The organism is Staphylococcus sp. HMSC062H10, assembly GCF_001836945.1.
GTDB classification, from domain to species: domain Bacteria; phylum Bacillota; class Bacilli; order Staphylococcales; family Staphylococcaceae; genus Staphylococcus; species Staphylococcus aureus.
The window spans coordinates 431685-450941 of sequence record NZ_KV830972.1; the positions used below are offsets into that span (position 1 = coordinate 431685).

At 31.7% G+C, this 19257-nt stretch carries 18 protein-coding genes; all 18 read right to left on the minus strand.

The genetic code is table 11. The features are described from left to right. Nucleotides 1–26 precede the first annotated feature (26 nt). On the minus strand, nucleotides 27–1319 hold the full coding sequence (gene asnS / locus HMPREF2658_RS04660; RefSeq protein WP_000858795.1) for an asparagine--tRNA ligase: 1293 nt from the start codon (nucleotides 1317–1319) through the stop codon (nucleotides 27–29). A gap of 321 nt (nucleotides 1320–1640) precedes the next feature. Further along, the gene (locus tag HMPREF2658_RS04665) at nucleotides 1641–4334 is read right to left on the minus strand and encodes an ATP-dependent DNA helicase DinG (RefSeq protein WP_000525057.1); all 2694 of its coding nucleotides are present in this window, start codon (nucleotides 4332–4334) and stop codon (nucleotides 1641–1643) included. A gap of 23 nt (nucleotides 4335–4357) precedes the next feature. Continuing rightward, a complete protein-coding gene (locus HMPREF2658_RS04670; RefSeq protein WP_000049921.1) occupies nucleotides 4358–5329 on the minus strand; it encodes a biotin--[acetyl-CoA-carboxylase] ligase in 972 nt (323 codons plus the stop codon). Then, nucleotides 5316–6518, minus strand: a complete 1203-nt coding sequence (locus HMPREF2658_RS04675; protein ID WP_000361547.1) for a CCA tRNA nucleotidyltransferase — start codon at nucleotides 6516–6518, stop codon at nucleotides 5316–5318. Before HMPREF2658_RS04675 ends, HMPREF2658_RS04670 begins: the two co-directional genes overlap by 14 nt. A 4-nt stretch (nucleotides 6519–6522) precedes the next feature. Continuing rightward, nucleotides 6523–7665, minus strand: a complete 1143-nt coding sequence (gene bshA / locus HMPREF2658_RS04680; RefSeq protein WP_000690024.1) for an N-acetyl-alpha-D-glucosaminyl L-malate synthase BshA — start codon at nucleotides 7663–7665, stop codon at nucleotides 6523–6525. Nucleotides 7666–7921: 256 nt separating this feature from the next. Then, a complete protein-coding gene (locus HMPREF2658_RS04685) occupies nucleotides 7922–8239 on the minus strand; it encodes a nucleotide pyrophosphohydrolase (RefSeq protein ID WP_000839928.1) in 318 nt (105 codons plus the stop codon). A gap of 336 nt (nucleotides 8240–8575) precedes the next feature. Next, nucleotides 8576–9256, minus strand: a complete 681-nt coding sequence (locus HMPREF2658_RS04690) for a zinc metallopeptidase (RefSeq protein WP_001827022.1) — start codon at nucleotides 9254–9256, stop codon at nucleotides 8576–8578. A 71-nt stretch (nucleotides 9257–9327) separates the two neighbouring features. After that, complete coding sequence (locus tag HMPREF2658_RS04695) at nucleotides 9328–9915, minus strand: DUF1405 domain-containing protein (protein ID WP_000154694.1); 588 nt, start codon at nucleotides 9913–9915, stop codon at nucleotides 9328–9330. Beyond that, nucleotides 9905–10480 (minus strand): YpiB family protein, encoded by a 576-nt coding sequence (locus HMPREF2658_RS04700; protein WP_000005212.1) that lies wholly within the window; start codon nucleotides 10478–10480, stop codon nucleotides 9905–9907. The genes HMPREF2658_RS04695 and HMPREF2658_RS04700 overlap by 11 nt, the downstream gene beginning before the upstream one ends. 13 nt (nucleotides 10481–10493) lie before the next feature. Continuing rightward, a complete protein-coding gene (locus HMPREF2658_RS04705; protein ID WP_000389524.1) occupies nucleotides 10494–11738 on the minus strand; it encodes a tetratricopeptide repeat protein in 1245 nt (414 codons plus the stop codon). Between the two features lie 6 nt (nucleotides 11739–11744). Continuing rightward, nucleotides 11745–13043 carry a 3-phosphoshikimate 1-carboxyvinyltransferase gene (gene aroA / locus HMPREF2658_RS04710; protein ID WP_000245905.1) on the minus strand — a complete coding sequence of 433 codons (1299 nt, stop codon included), beginning with the start codon at nucleotides 13041–13043 and terminating at the stop codon, nucleotides 11745–11747. Between the two features lie 9 nt (nucleotides 13044–13052). After that, nucleotides 13053–14117, minus strand: a complete 1065-nt coding sequence (gene aroB, locus HMPREF2658_RS04715) for a 3-dehydroquinate synthase (protein ID WP_000776333.1) — start codon at nucleotides 14115–14117, stop codon at nucleotides 13053–13055. 25 nt (nucleotides 14118–14142) lie between these two features. Then, nucleotides 14143–15309 (minus strand): chorismate synthase, encoded by a 1167-nt coding sequence (gene aroC, locus HMPREF2658_RS04720; protein ID WP_001269939.1) that lies wholly within the window; start codon nucleotides 15307–15309, stop codon nucleotides 14143–14145. A gap of 407 nt (nucleotides 15310–15716) precedes the next feature. Then, a complete protein-coding gene (locus tag HMPREF2658_RS04725; RefSeq protein WP_000789524.1) occupies nucleotides 15717–15917 on the minus strand; it encodes a hypothetical protein in 201 nt (66 codons plus the stop codon). Between the two features lie 209 nt (nucleotides 15918–16126). Beyond that, nucleotides 16127–16576 (minus strand): nucleoside-diphosphate kinase, encoded by a 450-nt coding sequence (ndk, locus tag HMPREF2658_RS04730; protein ID WP_000442481.1) that lies wholly within the window; start codon nucleotides 16574–16576, stop codon nucleotides 16127–16129. 91 nt (nucleotides 16577–16667) lie between these two features. Then, nucleotides 16668–17627, minus strand: coding sequence for a polyprenyl synthetase family protein (locus HMPREF2658_RS04735; protein WP_001096468.1), 960 nt, complete (start codon nucleotides 17625–17627; stop codon nucleotides 16668–16670). A gap of 1 nt (nucleotide 17628) precedes the next feature. Then, on the minus strand, nucleotides 17629–18354 hold the full coding sequence (locus HMPREF2658_RS04740) for a demethylmenaquinone methyltransferase (protein WP_000774683.1): 726 nt from the start codon (nucleotides 18352–18354) through the stop codon (nucleotides 17629–17631). A gap of 2 nt (nucleotides 18355–18356) precedes the next feature. Then, complete coding sequence (locus tag HMPREF2658_RS04745; protein ID WP_000450565.1) at nucleotides 18357–18929, minus strand: heptaprenyl diphosphate synthase component 1; 573 nt, start codon at nucleotides 18927–18929, stop codon at nucleotides 18357–18359. Nucleotides 18930–19257: the final 328 nt, after the last annotated feature.

A 19257-nucleotide genomic window follows, 5' to 3' on the forward strand; every position in this document is an offset into this window, starting at 1 on the left:
TAAATTTTAAGTAACGACCCTAAAACTTATGGATATAAACGGTTTAATAATCTTGGGAATGGCGCTGTTTCACGAACGTGTTCAACACCAGAAATCCATGCTACTGTACGCTCTAAACCTAAACCAAATCCACAGTGTGGCACACTACCATAACGACGTAAGTCTAAGTAGTAACTATATGCTTCTTCGTCTAATCCATGTTCTTTAACGCGTTGTTCTAACAATTCTAAGTCATCCACACGTTCAGATCCACCTATAATTTCACCGTATCCTTCAGGTGCAATTAAGTCTGCACATAATACAGTTTCTTCATTCTCAGGATTTGGTTGCATATAGAAAGGCTTAATTTTAGTTGGATAATTAGTAATAAACACCGGTAAATCATAATGATTAGCAATGGCAGTTTCATGTGGCGCACCAAAATCTTCGCCCCATTCAATATCATCAAAGCCTTCTGCTTTTAAGAATTCAATTGCATCATCATATGAAATTCTAGGGAATGGTGTCGCAACTTTTTCAAGTTTTGATGTATCACGCTCTAACATTTTCAACTCTAGTTTACAATTTTCTAAAACTGATTTTACTACATGTGTTACATATTGTTCTTGAATTTCTAAACTTTCAGCATGATTTGTGAAAGCCATTTCCCCTTCAATCATCCAGAACTCAATCAAGTGTCTACGTGTTTTTGATTTTTCAGCTCTGAAAGTTGGACCAAATGAAAATACTTTTCCGTGTGCCATTGCTGCAGCTTCTAAGTATAACTGACCACTTTGAGATAAAAACGCATCTTGATCAAAGTATTTAGTATGGAATAATTCACTTGTACCTTCTGGTGCACTTGCTGTCAAAATTGGTGGATCAACCTTTGTAAATCCATCTTTGTTGAAAAATTCATACGTTGCACGAATAACTTCATTTCTAATTTTCATTACAGCATGTTGTTTTTTAGAACGTAACCATAAATGACGGTGATCCATTAAGAATTCCGTACCATGATTTTTAGGTGTAATCGGATAGTCATGCGCTTCTGAAATAACTTCAATTGACTTCACTTGCATTTCGTATCCTAAGTCAGAACGATTATCTTCTGTAATTGTGCCTGTAACATATAGAGATGATTCTTGAGTAATTTCTTTCGCAAGTTTGAATACCTCTTCATCAACTTCTGATTTAACTACTACGCCTTGCATAAAGCCTGTTCCATCACGTAATTGTAAAAAGGCGATTTTACCACTTGAACGTTTATTTGTTAGCCAAGCACCAATTGTAACGTCTTGATTTAAATGATCTTTCGCTTGTTTAATCGTTGTTTTCATAACCATTCTCCTATTTATTTTTTCGTTATACAATACTCATTCATTTTAACAAAATCCGCTTTCAAGTTCTAGAACTAGACTAAAAGATAACGTGTAAATGGTAATGATTTAAGCACAGATTTGAACATTAATTTATATTAAGACAATACAATCATCAGTTTCAGACAAAATATATAATAAAGCCTCAATATTATTAGTATGAAGGTCGTTTTTTGTGCCAACATTCAAGTTTAATTATAAAACTCAAATTTTGACGACCAAACAAAAATTCTTGTAACAGAACATAGCACATGTCATGTCACAAGAATTTTACTTTGTATTTTACTTTTTCTTCTTTTGAATTTGTCTTAATAATTTTCCAAACTGTTGAATGTCACCTTTTTTCTGACGATAATTTTCAAGTGTTTGTTCAAAAAAGTTTTTATAATTACTGTTTATGAGTCGATCATCAAATGAAACTATTATACCGCGATCATTTTCATTTCTAATTAATCTTCCAAGTCCTTGTCTAAAACGTGTAACTGCATCAGGTAATACATATTCCTTGAAAGTTGAAGTGAATTCAGAATCCATAAGCCAATATTTTGCATTATGCTTGTTCATAAACGGTAACTTCGCTATCATCACACATTTAATACCTTTTGCTTGAAAATCAAAGCCTTCAAAAAATGTTGACGTACCAAGCAGTATGGCCTTATCAAAATTATTAAACTGTTGTACTATTTTATAATTTTGGTTCTGCTGTTGTGTTAACACAACATAATCTTCAAATTCTGGCAATTCATTTAGCATATCTTGTACCATATGCATCATTTTATAACTCGTAAATAAGACTAAACATTTTGATGACGTTATAGTCGTATATTCAATAATATAGCTTACAATCGATGCTACATACTCATCTATATTTTTATATTGATAAGATGCTACATCACTCGGTATAAAAACACTTGTATTTTTTGCACTTTGTAACGACGTGTTAACTTCAAATGTATTAAAGTGAACATCTTTGTTGAATAACTGTTTAAAAGCATCAAACGAATGATTAAATTTTAAAGTACCAGATATAAAAATAAGTGATTTAAATTTTTCCAATACTTGTTTCGTTAATACATCTTTTACAGCGTAATCTTTCACATATAAACGTATTGTTGATTTTTGAGATAAATTTTTAATTGAAATGAAACTAGTATGTCCAGCTTTTAAACTTTGTTCGATATTTTTAAATTTATCTTTTAAATACAACAACTGTTTCCGTAATGATTTAACTGTTTTATGACTAATGCCATTGAATATTTCTAGCGTTTTATTTAACTTATCGATAATCGCATGTAAATCCTTCAAAATGTCTTTTGTTTCAAAAGTAAATACATTATGGAAGCGATGAATATCATCATCATAAACATCAGAATCATTGATAATCGTAAATATCGTTGAGAACAATTGCTCATTTAACTCATGAATCTCATTCATACTAGCCTTCAAGCCAAAAATATCAATTGGTGCAATATCTAATTTTTCCAAAATCCGCTGCTTTTCCAGTTGATCAATTGCCTTTAACAATTTTTCATTTTCGTTTTTACCAATCAAACCAAGCTGATATTTAATATCAGCATAACTCAACTCATTTGTCACTTGATTTAAGGCATAGTCTGGTAAGCGATGTGCTTCATCCACTATACAATCATCAAACAATTGATATATTGAATTTTCAACATCAGAATGAATTAAATGTGCATGATTTGTAATACCAATTTGAATGTTCTGTGCATTTCGCTTAATAAAATTATAATAATGAACATCGTGACGTGCCGGTACATATGTTTCAATTTTCTGGTCAAAATACATCTTTTGACCACCTTTTAAATTTAATTCCTGTATATCTCCGGATGGCGTCTCTGTAATCCAAATCAGCAATTGCATTTTCAAGATATTCACTTCGTAATTACTTGTGTCATCTTTTAAAATTTGACTAATAAGTCCCAATGAAATGTAATCACTTTTACTTTTAATCAATAGTGCATTAATTTTAAAATTTAACGCTTCATTCATTGCTGGAATATCTTTTTCTAACAATTGACTTTGCAGTAACTTGGTATTGGTAGAAATCATGACATGTTTCCCAGTTTCAATATTATACATCAAGGCCGCAAGTAAATATGCTAATGATTTACCACTGCCTAGTGATGCTTCAATCATTGCTTTTTCACTATGCATGAGCTGATCTAATATAGTTTCCGCTAAATATAATTGCTGTGGTCGATATGTTAAGCCAAGTTGATCTACAGCTTTGCTATATAAAGACTTCAAACTGCCATTATAATTTGTTGTCGGCTTTTTAAAATCAACTTGCTTACGATAGATAATCTGTTCGAACTTTTCGTACGATTTATCCAATGGCTTTGCATCATATTGCCTAACCATCTCAAAGAAAATATCATACAAATCGTATTTCAACTGTTTACTTAAATAATATAGTTGCTTTAAAGTATCTAACGGTAACTTTTCAAATTTTTCAAAAGCTAAAATCATCAATTTAGCAGTAGTAGCGGCATCTTCGTCAGCTCGATGGGCATTTGCTAAGGTAATACCATGTGCCTCCGCTAATTCACTTAATTGATAGCTTTTATCTGTAGGAAAAGCTATTTTAAAGATTTCTAGTGTATCTATAACTTTTTTGGGACGATATTGAATATTACAATCTTTAAATGCCTTTTTAATAAAATTTAAATCAAAATCTACATTATGAGCGACAAAAATGCAATCTTTTATCTTATCGTAGATTTCTTGTGCAACTTGATTAAAATATGGCGCTTGTTGTAGCATCTTTTCTTCAATGGATGTTAACGCTTGAATGAATGGCGGAATCTCTAAATTTGTTCTAATCATAGAATGATATGTATCAATAATTTGGTTATTGCGCACAAACGTTATACCAATTTGAATGATATCGTCAAAATCTAATTGGTTGCCTGTTGTTTCCAAATCCACAACGGCATAGGTTGCCATACCCATAGCTATCTCTCCTTGCTTTAGTGTTAAAAATCTATATCTGCACTAATTAAACGGTGTGATTCACCCGCTTCATCTCTAACAATTAGATAGCCATCGTAATCTAAATCAATTGCTTGTCCTTTAAACTGTTTATCATTTTCTGTAAATAGCAACGTTCTATTCCAAATATTAGAAGCTGCAATATATTCTTCACGAATTTCAGAAAAAGGTAACGTTAAAAATTGATTATATCTTTTTTCAATTTCTTGAAGTAATCTCTCTAAAAATTGATATCTATCTAATTTATTTTTATCATGTAATTGTATACTTGTTGCTCTATGTCTAATACTTTCATCAAAGTTTTCTAGTTGTTGCGTCAAATTAATACCTATACCACATATTATTGCTTCTATACCATCATTATTAGCAACCATTTCAGTTAAGAAACCACACACTTTACCATTATCAATATATATATCATTCGGCCATTTCACTTTGACTTCATCTTGACTAAAATGTTGAATCGCATCTCTTATCCCTAATGCAATAAATAAATTAAATTTAGATATCATTGAGAATGCAACGTTAGGTCTTAACACGACAGACATCCAAAGTCCTTGCCCTTTTGAAGAACTCCAATGTCTATTAAATCGCCCACGACCTTTCGTTTGTTCATCACTCAAGATAAAAAATGAAGATTGATTTCCAACAAGTGACTTTTTCGCAGCAAGTTGTGTAGAATCTATTGAATCGTATACTTCACTAAAATCAAACAAAGCAGAACTTTTTGTGTATTGGTCTATTATACCTTGATACCAAATATCTGGGAGTTGTTGTAATAAATGTCCTTTATGATTTACTGAATCTATTTTACATCCCTCTAACTTTAATTGGTCAATCACTTTTTTTACTGCAGTGCGCGATATATTAAGTGATTCCGCAATGCTTTGTCCAGATATATAATTCGGTTTATTTTTATAGAGTAATTGAAGTACATCTTGACTATATTTTGACATGATTATCCACCCATTTCAAAATTTCAGTTTCTTCGTTGCTTACTTTACCTGTTACAATCGCTATCTCAATTTGTCTTAGCACATCTTTTAACCACGGACCACTTTTGGCATTTAAATGTGCCATAAGTACACCGCCATTAACCATCATGTCTTTTCTATAATACATAGGTAAATGATGTAATGTTTCATAAATCGTTTGAAGGTTAACGATTAATGGTTCATGTCCTTGAATATCATTTGCCTTTAACACGTCTGCTGCAACCATTACATTTTTAATGAGATTCGTATCATAATCATAAACAAACATTTTTAATTGTTCTTTTGTAATAATAATTGGTAATGCATTCATAATTTGAATATATTGATTGATATCTTTTACTTGTCGGTTACTTAGCTTTAAAGGCTTTAATGAGTAATTTATATCAAATTTAACTGACACTATAGCAATCAACAATTCTAAATCAATTGGTTCAGTCACATTAATTTGATTCATATCAAGATGTTCGAAATATGGCATATAATTAAATGCTTTCAGCGATTTTAAATGATTAAAACTCTCTTCAACATTAATTCCTCGCATTAATTTAGTTAGTTCAATCACTATACGCTCAATTGATAAAAATTTAATATCTGCCATTTGTGTTCGCATCGCTTCAAATGTTTCCGTTGCAATATCAAATGATAATTGTGACTGAAACCTTAAACATCGAATCATACGTAAAGCATCTTCTTGGAATCGTTCCTCAGCTATACCTACAGTTCTTATTATTCGATTATTAATATCTTGTTGACCATCAAAATAATCATACAATTTGTATGCTGTATCCATTGCTATCGCATTCATCGTGAAATCTCTTCGTTGCAAATCTTCGTATAAATCACGAACAAATGTAACACCACTTGGTCTACGGTGATCGACATAATCTTCTTCAGCCCGGAATGTTGTCACCTCATAATTTTCATCATTAAAAACTACATTTATGGTGCCATGTTCTTTACCTACAGGTATCGTATGACTAAAGATAGATTCTATTTCATCTGGCGTTGCACTTGTTGTGATATCTATATCATGAATATTTCTTCCCATGACATAATCTCTTACAGAGCCACCTACATAATATGCTTCAAAACCATTGTCTTGAATTTGTTCTAATATAGGCCTTGCCTGTTCAAATAATGATTTATCCATATTATTACTCGCCTTTACTTTTGTTATGCTCATTTAGCATTTTTTGATAATAATACTCATATTGATCTGTAATGAGTTCTGATCCAAAACGTTCAGCAATATCTGCTAGCATGTTTTTCTGAAGTTTGTTGTATAACACCTTATCTTCAAGTAATCGGATAGCATAGTCACTCGCTGAATCACTATCACCCACATCTACGACAAATCCAGTTTCACCATGTTTAATAACCTCTTTAATTCCACCGGCATTTGAACCAATTGGAACGACGCCTGTTTTCATAGCCTCAAGTAAAGTTAGTCCAAAGCTTTCTTTTTCACTTAATAATAATACTAAGTCAGATAATTGGTAAAATTCACTTACGCAATCTTGTTTCCCTAAAAATAAAACATCCTCTTCTACGTTTAACTCTTTCGTCTTTTGACGCATTGGCACTAATTCAGGACCATCACCAAGTAAAATTAATTTACTAGGTATCTTTTCACGTACTTTTGCAAATGTTTCTATAATAGTATCTATGCGTTTTACTTGTCTAAAATTCGATACATGTATTAACACTTTTTCATCTGGTGCTATACCAAATTGTGATTTTAATGCTGTGTTATGTTTAGTTGGAAACTCATTTTCACGTACAAAATTATAAATCGGTATAATTTCTTTGTTAGTTTCGATAATTTCATGTGTTTCTTGCGCTAAAGATTTACTCACACTTGTCACAATATCACTTTTTTCAATGCCAAATTTAATTGCACCTTGGAGTGAATGATCATAGCCCAAAACAGTAATATCAGTACCGTGTAACGTTGTCATAATTTTTATATCTTTACCTGACATCTCACGAGCTAAAATCCCACAAATTGCATGAGGTACAGCATAGTGCATATGCAACAAATCAAGATCATATTCTTTAATAACTTCAGCGATTTTAGTACTTAACGTAATATCATACGGTGGATACTGAAAAACTGCATATTGATTCACTTCAACTTGATGAAAAATCATATTCGGTAATGGTTTTCTTATTCTAAACGGGATATTTGAAGTGATAAAATGTACTTCGTGACCTCGCTCTGCTAATTTAATTCCTAATTCTGTGGCAATAATTCCAGAACCACCCATGGACGGGTAACATGTTATACCTATCTTCATTCGCTTGCCCATCCTTTCTTTCTATTTCTCTTTCTATTATTCTCGATGCGTAGATAATTGTTTAAATTTAATTTTACAATTTAAGTTTATAGTAATGTTGAGTTTATAATTTCAAATATCTAAAAAGCAGGTGTTGTATATATAATCATTTATCTAGTTATACTTACTTTAAAAATAATATGATTTCATGCGATGCAATTCATTGATGGATATTTTTAATCTTAATCAAATCCAAATAAAGCAAATATTTTTATATTCACTTTCTTTCGAATCGATTTTTATCTCTTGTATTAAACTTTTTCATTGTTTCATTAAAGCTCTCTGTCATATCTATTCCCATTGAATTCGCTAAACATAACAACACAAATAAATTATCACCTAATTCTGCTTTAATCGTATTTGCTTCCTCTGAATCTTTCTTCTTTTTTTCACCATAGGTATGATTTATTTCACGTGCAAGTTCGCCCACTTCTTCAGTCAATCTAGCTAAGTTAGCTAGTGGTGAAAAATATCCTGTTTTAAATTGTCCAATATATTCATCAACTTCACGTTGCATTTCTACCATTGATTTCATTTCTACGTTCTCCTTATATTGCATTTCTAATATAGTATATATCAATTTGAAGTCTCATGCATGTTTAGTGCAATCTACTGACTCTAGCTAAACTAGATGACAAGTTGTTTATTTTAGAAGTTTAATAATTCAGTTTATATAAATGTAATGCATTCCTAACTAAATTAAATCAATTGAAATTGGGATTATAACTTTATGATACGTACCACTACAATAAAATAATATAGTGAATAATCTACTATTAGAAAAATAAGCACAAAAAAACTAGCAACCACACAAAAATGTGATTAGCTAGTTAATAAGTGTCTAATTTAAGTTAATTGTTAATCTATAAGATTAATCACTTGAACGCGCAATCAAAATAATACGTACAAGCTCTGCTACAGCGACAGCAGTTGCTGCAACATAAGTCATTGCTGCTGCAGATAATACTTTACGCGCATGTTTGTATTCCTTTTCATTTACAATGTTCAATGCCGTAATTTGTTTCATCGCTCTTGAACTCGCATCAAACTCAACTGGTAACGTAACAATTGAGAATAATACCGCTAATGACATTAAACCAGCACCAATCCATAAAGCAGTTGAACCAAATGCACTACCTATCGCTGTTAAGATAATACCTAACATGATGATCATATAACTTAATGAACTCCCTAGGTTTGCAACAGGTACTAATGCTGCTCTGAATCTTAAGAACCAATATCCTTGGTGATCTTGAATGGCATGACCAACTTCGTGGGCTGCAATTGCAGTTCCAGCAACTGATGGTCTGTCATAGTTTGCAGGAGATAGTGAAACAACTTTCTTTTTAGGATCGTAATGATCTGTTAAGAATCCTTCACCTTTAACAACTTCGACATCATAAATACCGTTTGCATGTAAAATTTCTAATGCAACTTCACGACCCGTTTTACCACTAGTTGATCTAACTTGTGAATATTTCTCATAGTTAGATTTAACTTTGTGTTGTGCCCATAAAGGAAGCACCATTAATATTACGAAATAAATTATCATAGTAAAAATTGAAGACAATAAACTCACTCTCCTTTATAGATATTTTACTGTCATTTGCCGTTTTTATCAAATCATTTACACTTTAATAATTTGTTTAATTCAATATAAAGCAAAAGTCCAAAAACACTCAGACAACATGATAATACACCAATTTGCCACACATGTGTAGTTATAAAATCATAATATGGAAATTGAAGGTGAAAATAGTCAATATAATCATTCAAAAATACCCAAGTCATCGCTACGCTGATTCCAATCATAGAACGTTTAAACCTAGGATAGAAGTAAATTGCCTGAACAGCCATTATACTGTGAGAAAACATTAATACCAGGCCATTTACTGTAATATCACCTTGTTCAATAATAAATAATATATTCATAATAACTGCCCAAATCCCGTATTTGAATAATGTTACAAATGCCAGTGCATCGATAATACTATTTTGTTTTCGGATTAATATCAATGAGATTGAAATAACTAAGAATAATATTGCAGTTGGGCTATCTGGAACAAAAATCTTAAACTGCCACGGCGTATGACTTAATTGTTCACCATACCATATATAACCATAAATCATCCCTAATATATTACAAATGAGGAGCATCATTAACCAAGAACGTTGATAAAGTGTATATTGCCAAAATGTATTAATCGTCATCTGCTAAGTCCTCAAATTGATTATGTTTATTTACTAGCTTGAGTGTATTTAAAATTTGCGTTAGTTGATAAAAACGTTGCTTTTCATTCATCTGTAAACTTAAATCAATATTGTGTAACAAGTAATCTATTAATAACGCATGTTTATGTCGATCTATAGCCATACTATTTAAGTCATGAAGGTAAGTTTGATAACTGGGCGATTCCGTTAGTTGAGCAACTATTAAATCATCTAGCCTTTGCTCACGCTTTGACACGTTTGCGAAGTGAATTTGAATATCAAAAGCACAGTTATGATTAGCGATATAATCAAATATTTCATTTGTATTCATTAACTTTATATTACGCTTAGTAAATTGAATTGCAGAAGCGTGACTTCCCACTTCTGCAATTTCTAATGTTTCATGATGATTAATTTTTGTATCTACAAAATGAATGTTTGCCAATTTCGCCTCATTCACTTTTATATAGTTAAGCACCCAAACTGCAATACGCGACTTAAATCGATATTGAAAAAGTAAATATTCAATAAAACTTTCTTTAATTTGATTGAGTGTCTCTGACATCAAATACCCCATTTTAAGATTGCAATCTTGATAATTCGTCATGCCAATTTTCGTTACTTGGCTCTAGTTCCAACAATTGATTTAAAATAGTAATTGCTTGTTCCTTTTGACCAATTTCAATTAAATAGAAATAATAATCACTCATAAAATCAATATTTGTTTTCATCGTTGGATATGCTAATTCAAAGAAATGTTGAGCTTCTTTATCTCGCTCTTCTTGACCATAGGCGAACGCTAAATGCCACATGAATGTAGGATCCAAATCTTCTTCATCTACATATGTTAATAATTCAATGATTGCTTCATAATCTTCTTCATTACGATATAAATCGCTTAAAATCAATAAAGGTTCTTGGTAAGCATTATCAACCTCTAATGCTTGTTTTAACAATAATACACCTTCATTAGCATCGCCGTGTTCTATTTCCAAACATCCAGTTGTATACATTAACTCTTTATAAAATTGACTTAGTCGTAATCCTTCTTTACCCGTTTCAATGGCATCTGGATAATTTTTTTCATTTTCATATAATGATTGTAAATACAGGTATCCTTGAATATAATCAGGATCTTTAGAAAGTAATGTAGTCATTATTTTAATTGCTTCTTGAGTGATGTCATTTTTATCATAAGAAATAGCTTTTTTGAGATAATCTTCTGAAGTCATCTCATCTTCATTAATTTCATCGTATAAGCGAATCGCATCACTATAGTTACCACTTTGTAAACTACAATCTGCCATACGAGAGAATAAATTTACACCATTAACTTGATATTCACCAGTTTCTAAAACAGTTTCGTATTCAGAGGTAGCACGTAAATATTGACCATCATAATATAACATTTCAGCCAATGCAAAATGGATTATTGGATCATTTGGCTCTAGTTCAAGTGCTTCTTGTAATTTATCAATAGCAACTTCCATCATATTAATTTGTTGATATAAATCTGCTTCTAACATCAACTTTTCAGGTGATGGTTCAACATAACTTAAATATTCTAACGCTTCGTCAGTTTGATTTTCAGACATTAAACCTTCAATAAAATAAATCAGCAATTCACTTTCGTCTGGATATTTGTGATATAACACGCGGAATACTTCCAAACCTTGTGGCATTAATCCAAAATTATAAAGTGTCTCTCCTAGAATAAATAATGCGTCATCGTTGTCAGTAGTTATTGCTTCATTAACACGAGAGTCTAAATTTTCTAGTTTTTGTAGATTGATATCGTCTATTAATTTATAGATATCTTCCATTTTATATTATCCCTCATTTTCTAAAAGCTTTAGTTTTGGTAAAAATCCTGGAAATGATACATTTACAGCATCAAATTGTTTAATTTTGACAGGTTCGCTTGAAAGTAGAGAAGCAACTGCAAGCATCATTCCTATTCGATGATCAGTTAAACTATCAACTGTTGCATTTGTTTTAAATTCTGACGGATGAATAATCAATCCATCATTAGTTGGTTGTAATTCAAACCCTAACAAGTTTAACATATCAGCCGTTGTATCAATTCTATTTGTTTCTTTTACTTTTAATTCCTCGGCATCTTTAATTGTGCTCGTGCCAACTGCTTGTGTACAAAGTAATGCTATTACAGGCAGTTCATCAATTGCTTTTGGCACTAATTCTCCTTCGATTGTTATTGGTTGAAGCATTGGTGTGTATTGAATACGAATAGAAGCAGTAGGTTCAGCACCAGTTGTTTGATTGAAAAGTTGAATATTACCGCCCATTTTTTCAACAATATCAATAATACCTGAACGTGTTGGATTGATTCCAACATTATGAATTGTTACATCACTTCCTGGTGTGATAAGTGCTGCAACAATAAAGAACGCTGCAGATGAAATATCGCCAGGAACATGAAAATCTGCAGGTTTAATGTATCGAATTGCTTCAGGAGTTGTAGTAATTGATAACCCTTCCGCTTCAATTGGAATATTAAAATGTCTGAACATCGTCTCAGTATGATTTCGACTTACATCTAATTCTTTAATGATGGTCGCTTCCTTAGAAAATAGACTTGCGAATAAGATGGCACTTTTAACTTGTGCACTTGCCACTTCCATCTTGTAATTAATACCTTTAATTACAGATGGTTTAATGATTAATGGGGTGTAATTGTCTTCAATTCCTTCAATATTTGCATTCATACTTTTTAACGGTCTTAAAACACGATCCATCGGCCTTTTACCTATGGAAACATCTCCAGACAAGACACTTTCAATACCTAAACCACTTAACAAACCTGCCAATAATCGTGTTGTCGTACCAGAATTACCTGTATACAATACTTGATGTGGCGTGTTAAAAGACTGATATCCTGGGGAAGTCACAACTAATTTTTCATCATCTTCTTTGATTTCTACACCTAACAGTCGGAAAATGTCCATCGTACGACGACAATCTTCACCAAGTAGTGGCTTATATATAGTAGATACACCTTCAGCTAGCGACGCCAACATGATTGCACGGTGTGTCATTGATTTATCGCCCGGCACTTCAATTTCGCCCTTTAACGGACCTGAAATATCAATGATTTGTTCATTTACCATTTCATTCACCTACTTAAAATATGTTTTTAATTGTTCACATGCATGTTGTAATGTTAGTTGATCAACATGTTGTACAACGATATCTCCAAATTGTCTAATCAAGACCATTTGTACACCTTGCTTATCATTCTTTTTATCACTTAGCATATATTGGTATAACGTTTCAAAATCCAAGTCAGTTATCGTGTCTAAAGGATAACCAAGTTGTATTAAATATTGAATATAGTGATTAATATCATGCTTAGAATCAAACAAAGCATTCGCAACTATAAATTGATAGATAATGCCAACCATCACTGCATGACCATGAGGTATTTTATGATAGTATTCAACAGCATGCCCAAATGTATGACCTAAATTTAAAAATTTACGTACACCTTGTTCTTTTTCATCTGCAACAACAATATCCAGCTTCGTTTCAATACCTTTAGCAATATATTTATCCATACCATTTAATGACTGTAATATCTCTCTATCTTTAAAGTGCTGTTCGATATCTTGCGTCGCTGATTCACCATTCAATAACGCATGCTTATAAACTTCTGCATAGCCACTTAATATTTGCTCAAATGGTAACGTCTTTAAAAAGTCTAAATCATAAATCACAGCAGTTGGACGATAAAATGCACCGATAAGGTTTTTACCTTGCTTTGAGTTAATACCCACTTTACCGCCAACACTAGAATCATGCGCCAAAATCGTTGTGGGAACTTGTATAAAATGGACACCTCTTAATAGTGTTGCTGCTACAAATCCTGCAAAATCTCCTGTCGCACCACCACCAACAGCTATAATCGCTGTATTACGTGTTACATGATGCGACAAAATGTATTCTAATGTTTCTTGATATTGCTCAAATGTTTTCGTCTTTTCACCAGCTGGAATAATGACTTTATGTACATTTTCATATGATAAAATATCATCAAATTTATTCGCAAAATATTGATTTACATATTCATCAATTAACAAGAAACTTTGGTCAAATTGATTTAAATATGTGCCTATATACTTGATTGCACCGTGTTCAACATATATTGGATAATTGTTTGAAGGGTATGTTGTTTGTAATTTCATGATTACACCTCAATTGTTCTTGTTGTTAAAACTCAATATTTAATTGTCTGCGCTCAATAATTTGTTGTTTAAGTTGCTCAATATGATTTGATTGGAATTCTTCCAATAATGCTTTTGCAACTTCAAATGCTACGACATGTTCGCAGACGATACTTGCTGCAGGAACAGCACAACTATCAGAACGTTCAATTGTTGCTTTAAAGTCTTCTTTAGTATTAATATCTACTGAATTTAGTGGTTTATATAACGTTGGAATTGGTTTCATTACACCATTAACGATAATTGGCATTCCATTTGACATACCGCCTTCTAAACCACCTAAGTGATTTGACCCACGATAATAGCCCAATTCAGTATTGTAGAGAATTTCGTCTTGAATTTCACTACCAGGCTTTTCAGCTGCTTTAAATCCTTCTCCAAAACTTACACCTTTAAATGCATTAATACTAACGACACCCTGTGCTATTCTTCCATCTAATTTACGATCATAATGTACATAACTACCTACACCAACAGGCATATTTTCAACTACAACTTGAACTACGCCCCCTATTGAATCACCATCGTTTTTCGCTTCATCAATTTTATCGCGCATTGCTTGTGCGATGCCATCATCAATTACACGGACGTCATTTCGATCAAGGTTTGCTTTAAATGTTTCTGAATCATAAAAATCTTTATCTTTAATGCCACCTATCTCAACAACACGACTGTATATTTCGATATCTAATTGTTCTAATAAAACTTTGCATAGTGCACCGACCGCTACACGTGCTGCTGTTTCTCTGGCAGATGAACGTTCTAATACATTTCGTAAGTCACGATGATTATATTTCATACCGCCAACTAAATCTGCATGTCCCGGTCTTGGTTTCGTAATTGTACGTTTCATATTTTCTCGTTCTTCGTCGCTTATTGGCGCAGCGCCCATAATTTTTCGCCAATGTGTAAAATCATCATTAGTAACAACCATTGTAATAGGGCTACCTAATGTATAACCATTTCTTACACCCGAAACAATCTCCACTGTATCTTTTTCGATTTGCATACGACGTCCACGTCCGTAACCGCCTTGACGCTTAAACATTTCTTTATTAATATCCTCAACCTTAATTTCTAAATTTGCAGGTACACCTTCAACAATAACTGTTAATTGAGGTCCATGTGATTCTCCTGAAGTTAGGTATCTCATACACACTCGCTCCTTTCATACTTCCACGATAACATTATAATATGTTGTTAATCTTATCATATTCATTGTGCATTCATAAATGTTTGTTTTCAAGCTCAATTAAGAAATTGATTTATATCTCTTTTTAAATGTCAGAATTATCTTAATATTAAACGAACTAAGATTCATTATAATATATTCACAACGAGAAAAGTATTATGAATTTCTAATATTGTTATATTGTTTAAACAACCATTTGAAAATTTAAAATTTATTCGAACAACTTATACCGCATATAATCGTAGCTAACCACGAATAAATAATATACAAGCTATATTTCTTTATATAAAAGAAAATGGACTGATCATTTTTTATAAAGTTAATCAGTCCGTATAAAAATAGTTTATGATATTAAAAATATGCATATGTTAAGCGTTTTTGTTATACTTCGACTTCAAAAATATAATCAACTCTTTTACTAATACATAAAAAATATAAATGAGAGTCAGTATAAAAATAATTTTTGTTAAAGGATTAAGTGGTTTGTCTAAAAATATAGCACCATATAATAATTCCATTAATTTTAAGAACATTAAAATCCCCAAAATAATTGAAATAATATTCTTCATTTTAACAACCCCTTCTTTCTGTTTAGTTTCATTTGATAAAGAATATTCCTCTCTTTTTAATAAGTGTTACCAAAAAAACTATAAAATTTTTCAAGTAATTTACTACAACATAAAAAACGGGTCTTGTTATGTATAATCATAATGACTAACCACATAACAAAACCCTTTCTACCTTTATAAATAAATCATAAAGGTTTATAGCTTATATTTTATTCGTATAACCAAGCATCACGTGGTGAAGCATAGCTAGTAATTTCATTTTCATTAAACCATAAATTAATTTCACGTTCAGCAGACTTTAATGAATCTGAACCGTGAATGATATTTCTACCAACAGTTAAACCTAAATCACCTCTAATTGATCCTGGTGAAGCTTCTGAAGGATTGGTGCTGCCAATAATATGTCTAGATACATTAACTGCATCTTCACCTTCAACTACCATTGCGAACACTGGTGCTGATGTAATAAATGAAATTAAATCATTATAAAATGGTTTACCTTGGTGTTCACCATAATGTGTTTCAGCAAGTTCCATTGGTACTTGCATTAATTTACCACCGACAAGTTTTAGTCCTTTTCTTTCAATTCTTGAAATTACTTCACCAATTAGATTTCTTTGTACTGCGTCTGGTTTAATCATTAAAAATGTACGTTCCACTTTATGTATCCCCCTGTGTTTAATAGGTTTATGTATATTACTATTATATATTAACAGGTTGGTAAAGCGCTTTCAATACTTTTCATAAATACTATGTGTTTCTTGACCCCATTTTTTTCGTCAAACTTAAAAGTAGTGATTTCGGATGTCCATCTGGTAACTCAGAAATCAAATCCAAAGCTTTACTTAAATACTTAGAACTTACTGCCTTAGCCTCATCGATGCTGTCAGATTTTCTAATGATTTGGATACATTCTTCAAATTCTTTGCGTTCACTATCACGACGTAACTGTTCGATTTTCAATTTGAAGTCTGGATTTTTACGCATTTCTAATAAAATCGGTAACGTAATATGACCATTAAGCAAATCACTTCCGACCGGCTTACCTAATTTCTTTTCGGTACTTGTGAAGTCTAATACATCATCAATGATTTGGAAGCTCATACCTATATAATGACCAATCATTTTCAATTTTCGTACAGTCTCTTTATCAGATTGTGATGTAATTGCACCAACTTCAGTTGATAATTGAATTAACAGTGCTGTTTTGCGATTGATACGTCGTAAATAATTGATAATTGTCTGTTGACTGTTAAATTGGTCTTGAAATTGGAAAAGTTCCCCTCTACAAACATCAACGATAGATTCAGATATTAATTGATGTACACGATTATCTTTAACTGCCATTAAGTGTTCAAGTCCTAATGCCAATAAAAAATTCCCAGTTAAAATAGCAGTTGTCTGATCCCATTTCTTTGATATGGTTAACTTGCCTCGACGCTTGTCGCTTTTATCAATAACGTCATCATGAACAAGTGTTGCCATATGAATTAACTCTAATGCGACTGCAACTTGATACGTTTGTTCAGACGTTTGGTCATCTTTGCCAAATTGGCTACTCAGAATTACAAATGCTGGGCGTACTCTTTTACCACCAGATGACAATAAATGTAATGATGCCTGTTCTAATACAGAATCTTTACTTTTTATTGCCTTTTCAAGTCGTTGTTCCACTTTCTTAATTTCATTGTTCATGTTTAACTTTGCCACGTTAATCACCTTTGGTATTATCTTTTTCTTTATAGCCAAGGTGCATTGCAGCAACGCCCCCTGTAAAACTACGTACTCTTACATTTATGAAATCCGCTTCTTCAAACATGCGCTTCAACTCTTCTTTTCCAGGAAAATTAAACGTAGATTGCTGTAACCATTCATATTCTTCTTTTGATTTTGCAAATAATTTTCCAAAAATAGGCATAACAAATTTAAAGTATAATGCATACATTTGTTTAAAGACTGGCAAAGTTGGTTGGCTCGTTTCAAGACATACCACCATACCACCTGGTTTAAGTACTCTATTCATTTCTTTTAACGCGACTAAATAGTCTGGCACATTTCTTAATCCAAACCCAATTGTTACATAATCAAAAGAATTGTCTTCAAACGGCAATTCCATTGCATCACCATGAACAAGTTTAACATTTTCCATTGAAGCAGTTTTTTCTTTTCCTACTTCTAACATATTCTCACTAAAATCAATACCAGTAACTTCACCTGTTGGTCCTACAGCTTTGCTTAATGCGATTGTCCAATCACCAGTACCACAACAAACATCTAATGCTTTCGTACCTTTTCTAACACCCATGTCTTTCATGACACGTTTTCTCCATACTTTATGCTGCTCAAAACTAATAATATTATTTAATCTGTCATATTTTTTTGAAATATTTTGAAAAACGCGATGTACTTGCTCTTTATTTGCTTTATTGTCAGCCATGCTTAATTACCTCTACTTTTTAAATAACTTTTTTGGATATCGTGTAAGTAATGCTTTACTTCACTTTGATTATATTTCTTGAAGTATGATGGATAGTAATCAGACATATCTTCAAATAAATAATTATATATTTCCGACTCATCAATATTGATACCGAAATGAGATAACGTAATATATGGGAAAAGTGTTTCAATTTTTACTATTGCTTGAGAAATTTCATAATCATTTAAAGCTTGATGATGTAATGAAGATTTCAATTCATTAATTTCAACAATTGCTTTACTAATTTCATTTTGAAATGATAAATCATTGATTTCTGCTAGTAGCGTATAAAAATGTGCACTAATTAAATCTCCAATCAAAATGGAATGCTTAGACAAATGATTATATGTAATGTCATCAAGGTGTCTCATTGATGTGTCAATTGTGAGGCATGCTACTTTGGCAACATCTGGAATATCATATAAATCGAGTAACTTACCTAACCGATGATTAATATTAATGGATTCATATTCTGATACGCCCTTTAATCTTTCTAATATTTGTCTTTCCAATTTGCTAACAGTTGTTTCCATGTCTACACCTCACGATATTATCACTATTCATATTAACATTATATGTAAGAAATTAAAATCTTTTGAAGCATTAAGATTACTTATCATTTTTAAATTTCAATTTAAACTAACAGTAATTTATGTAGCTTTTGTAATTCTCATAATAACCCTTACTTCATTTACATTATTCATCACTTTAAATAACATAAAATACTATAGTAGACATGGTTACCTTTTAAGTAAATTCAACACTACCAATTAATCTAATTATTCATATGTATATTTTGTAGTTGCTATTTTTATCAAAACTATTATGTCATGAAATATTTTGAACGCTTAAACAATGGAT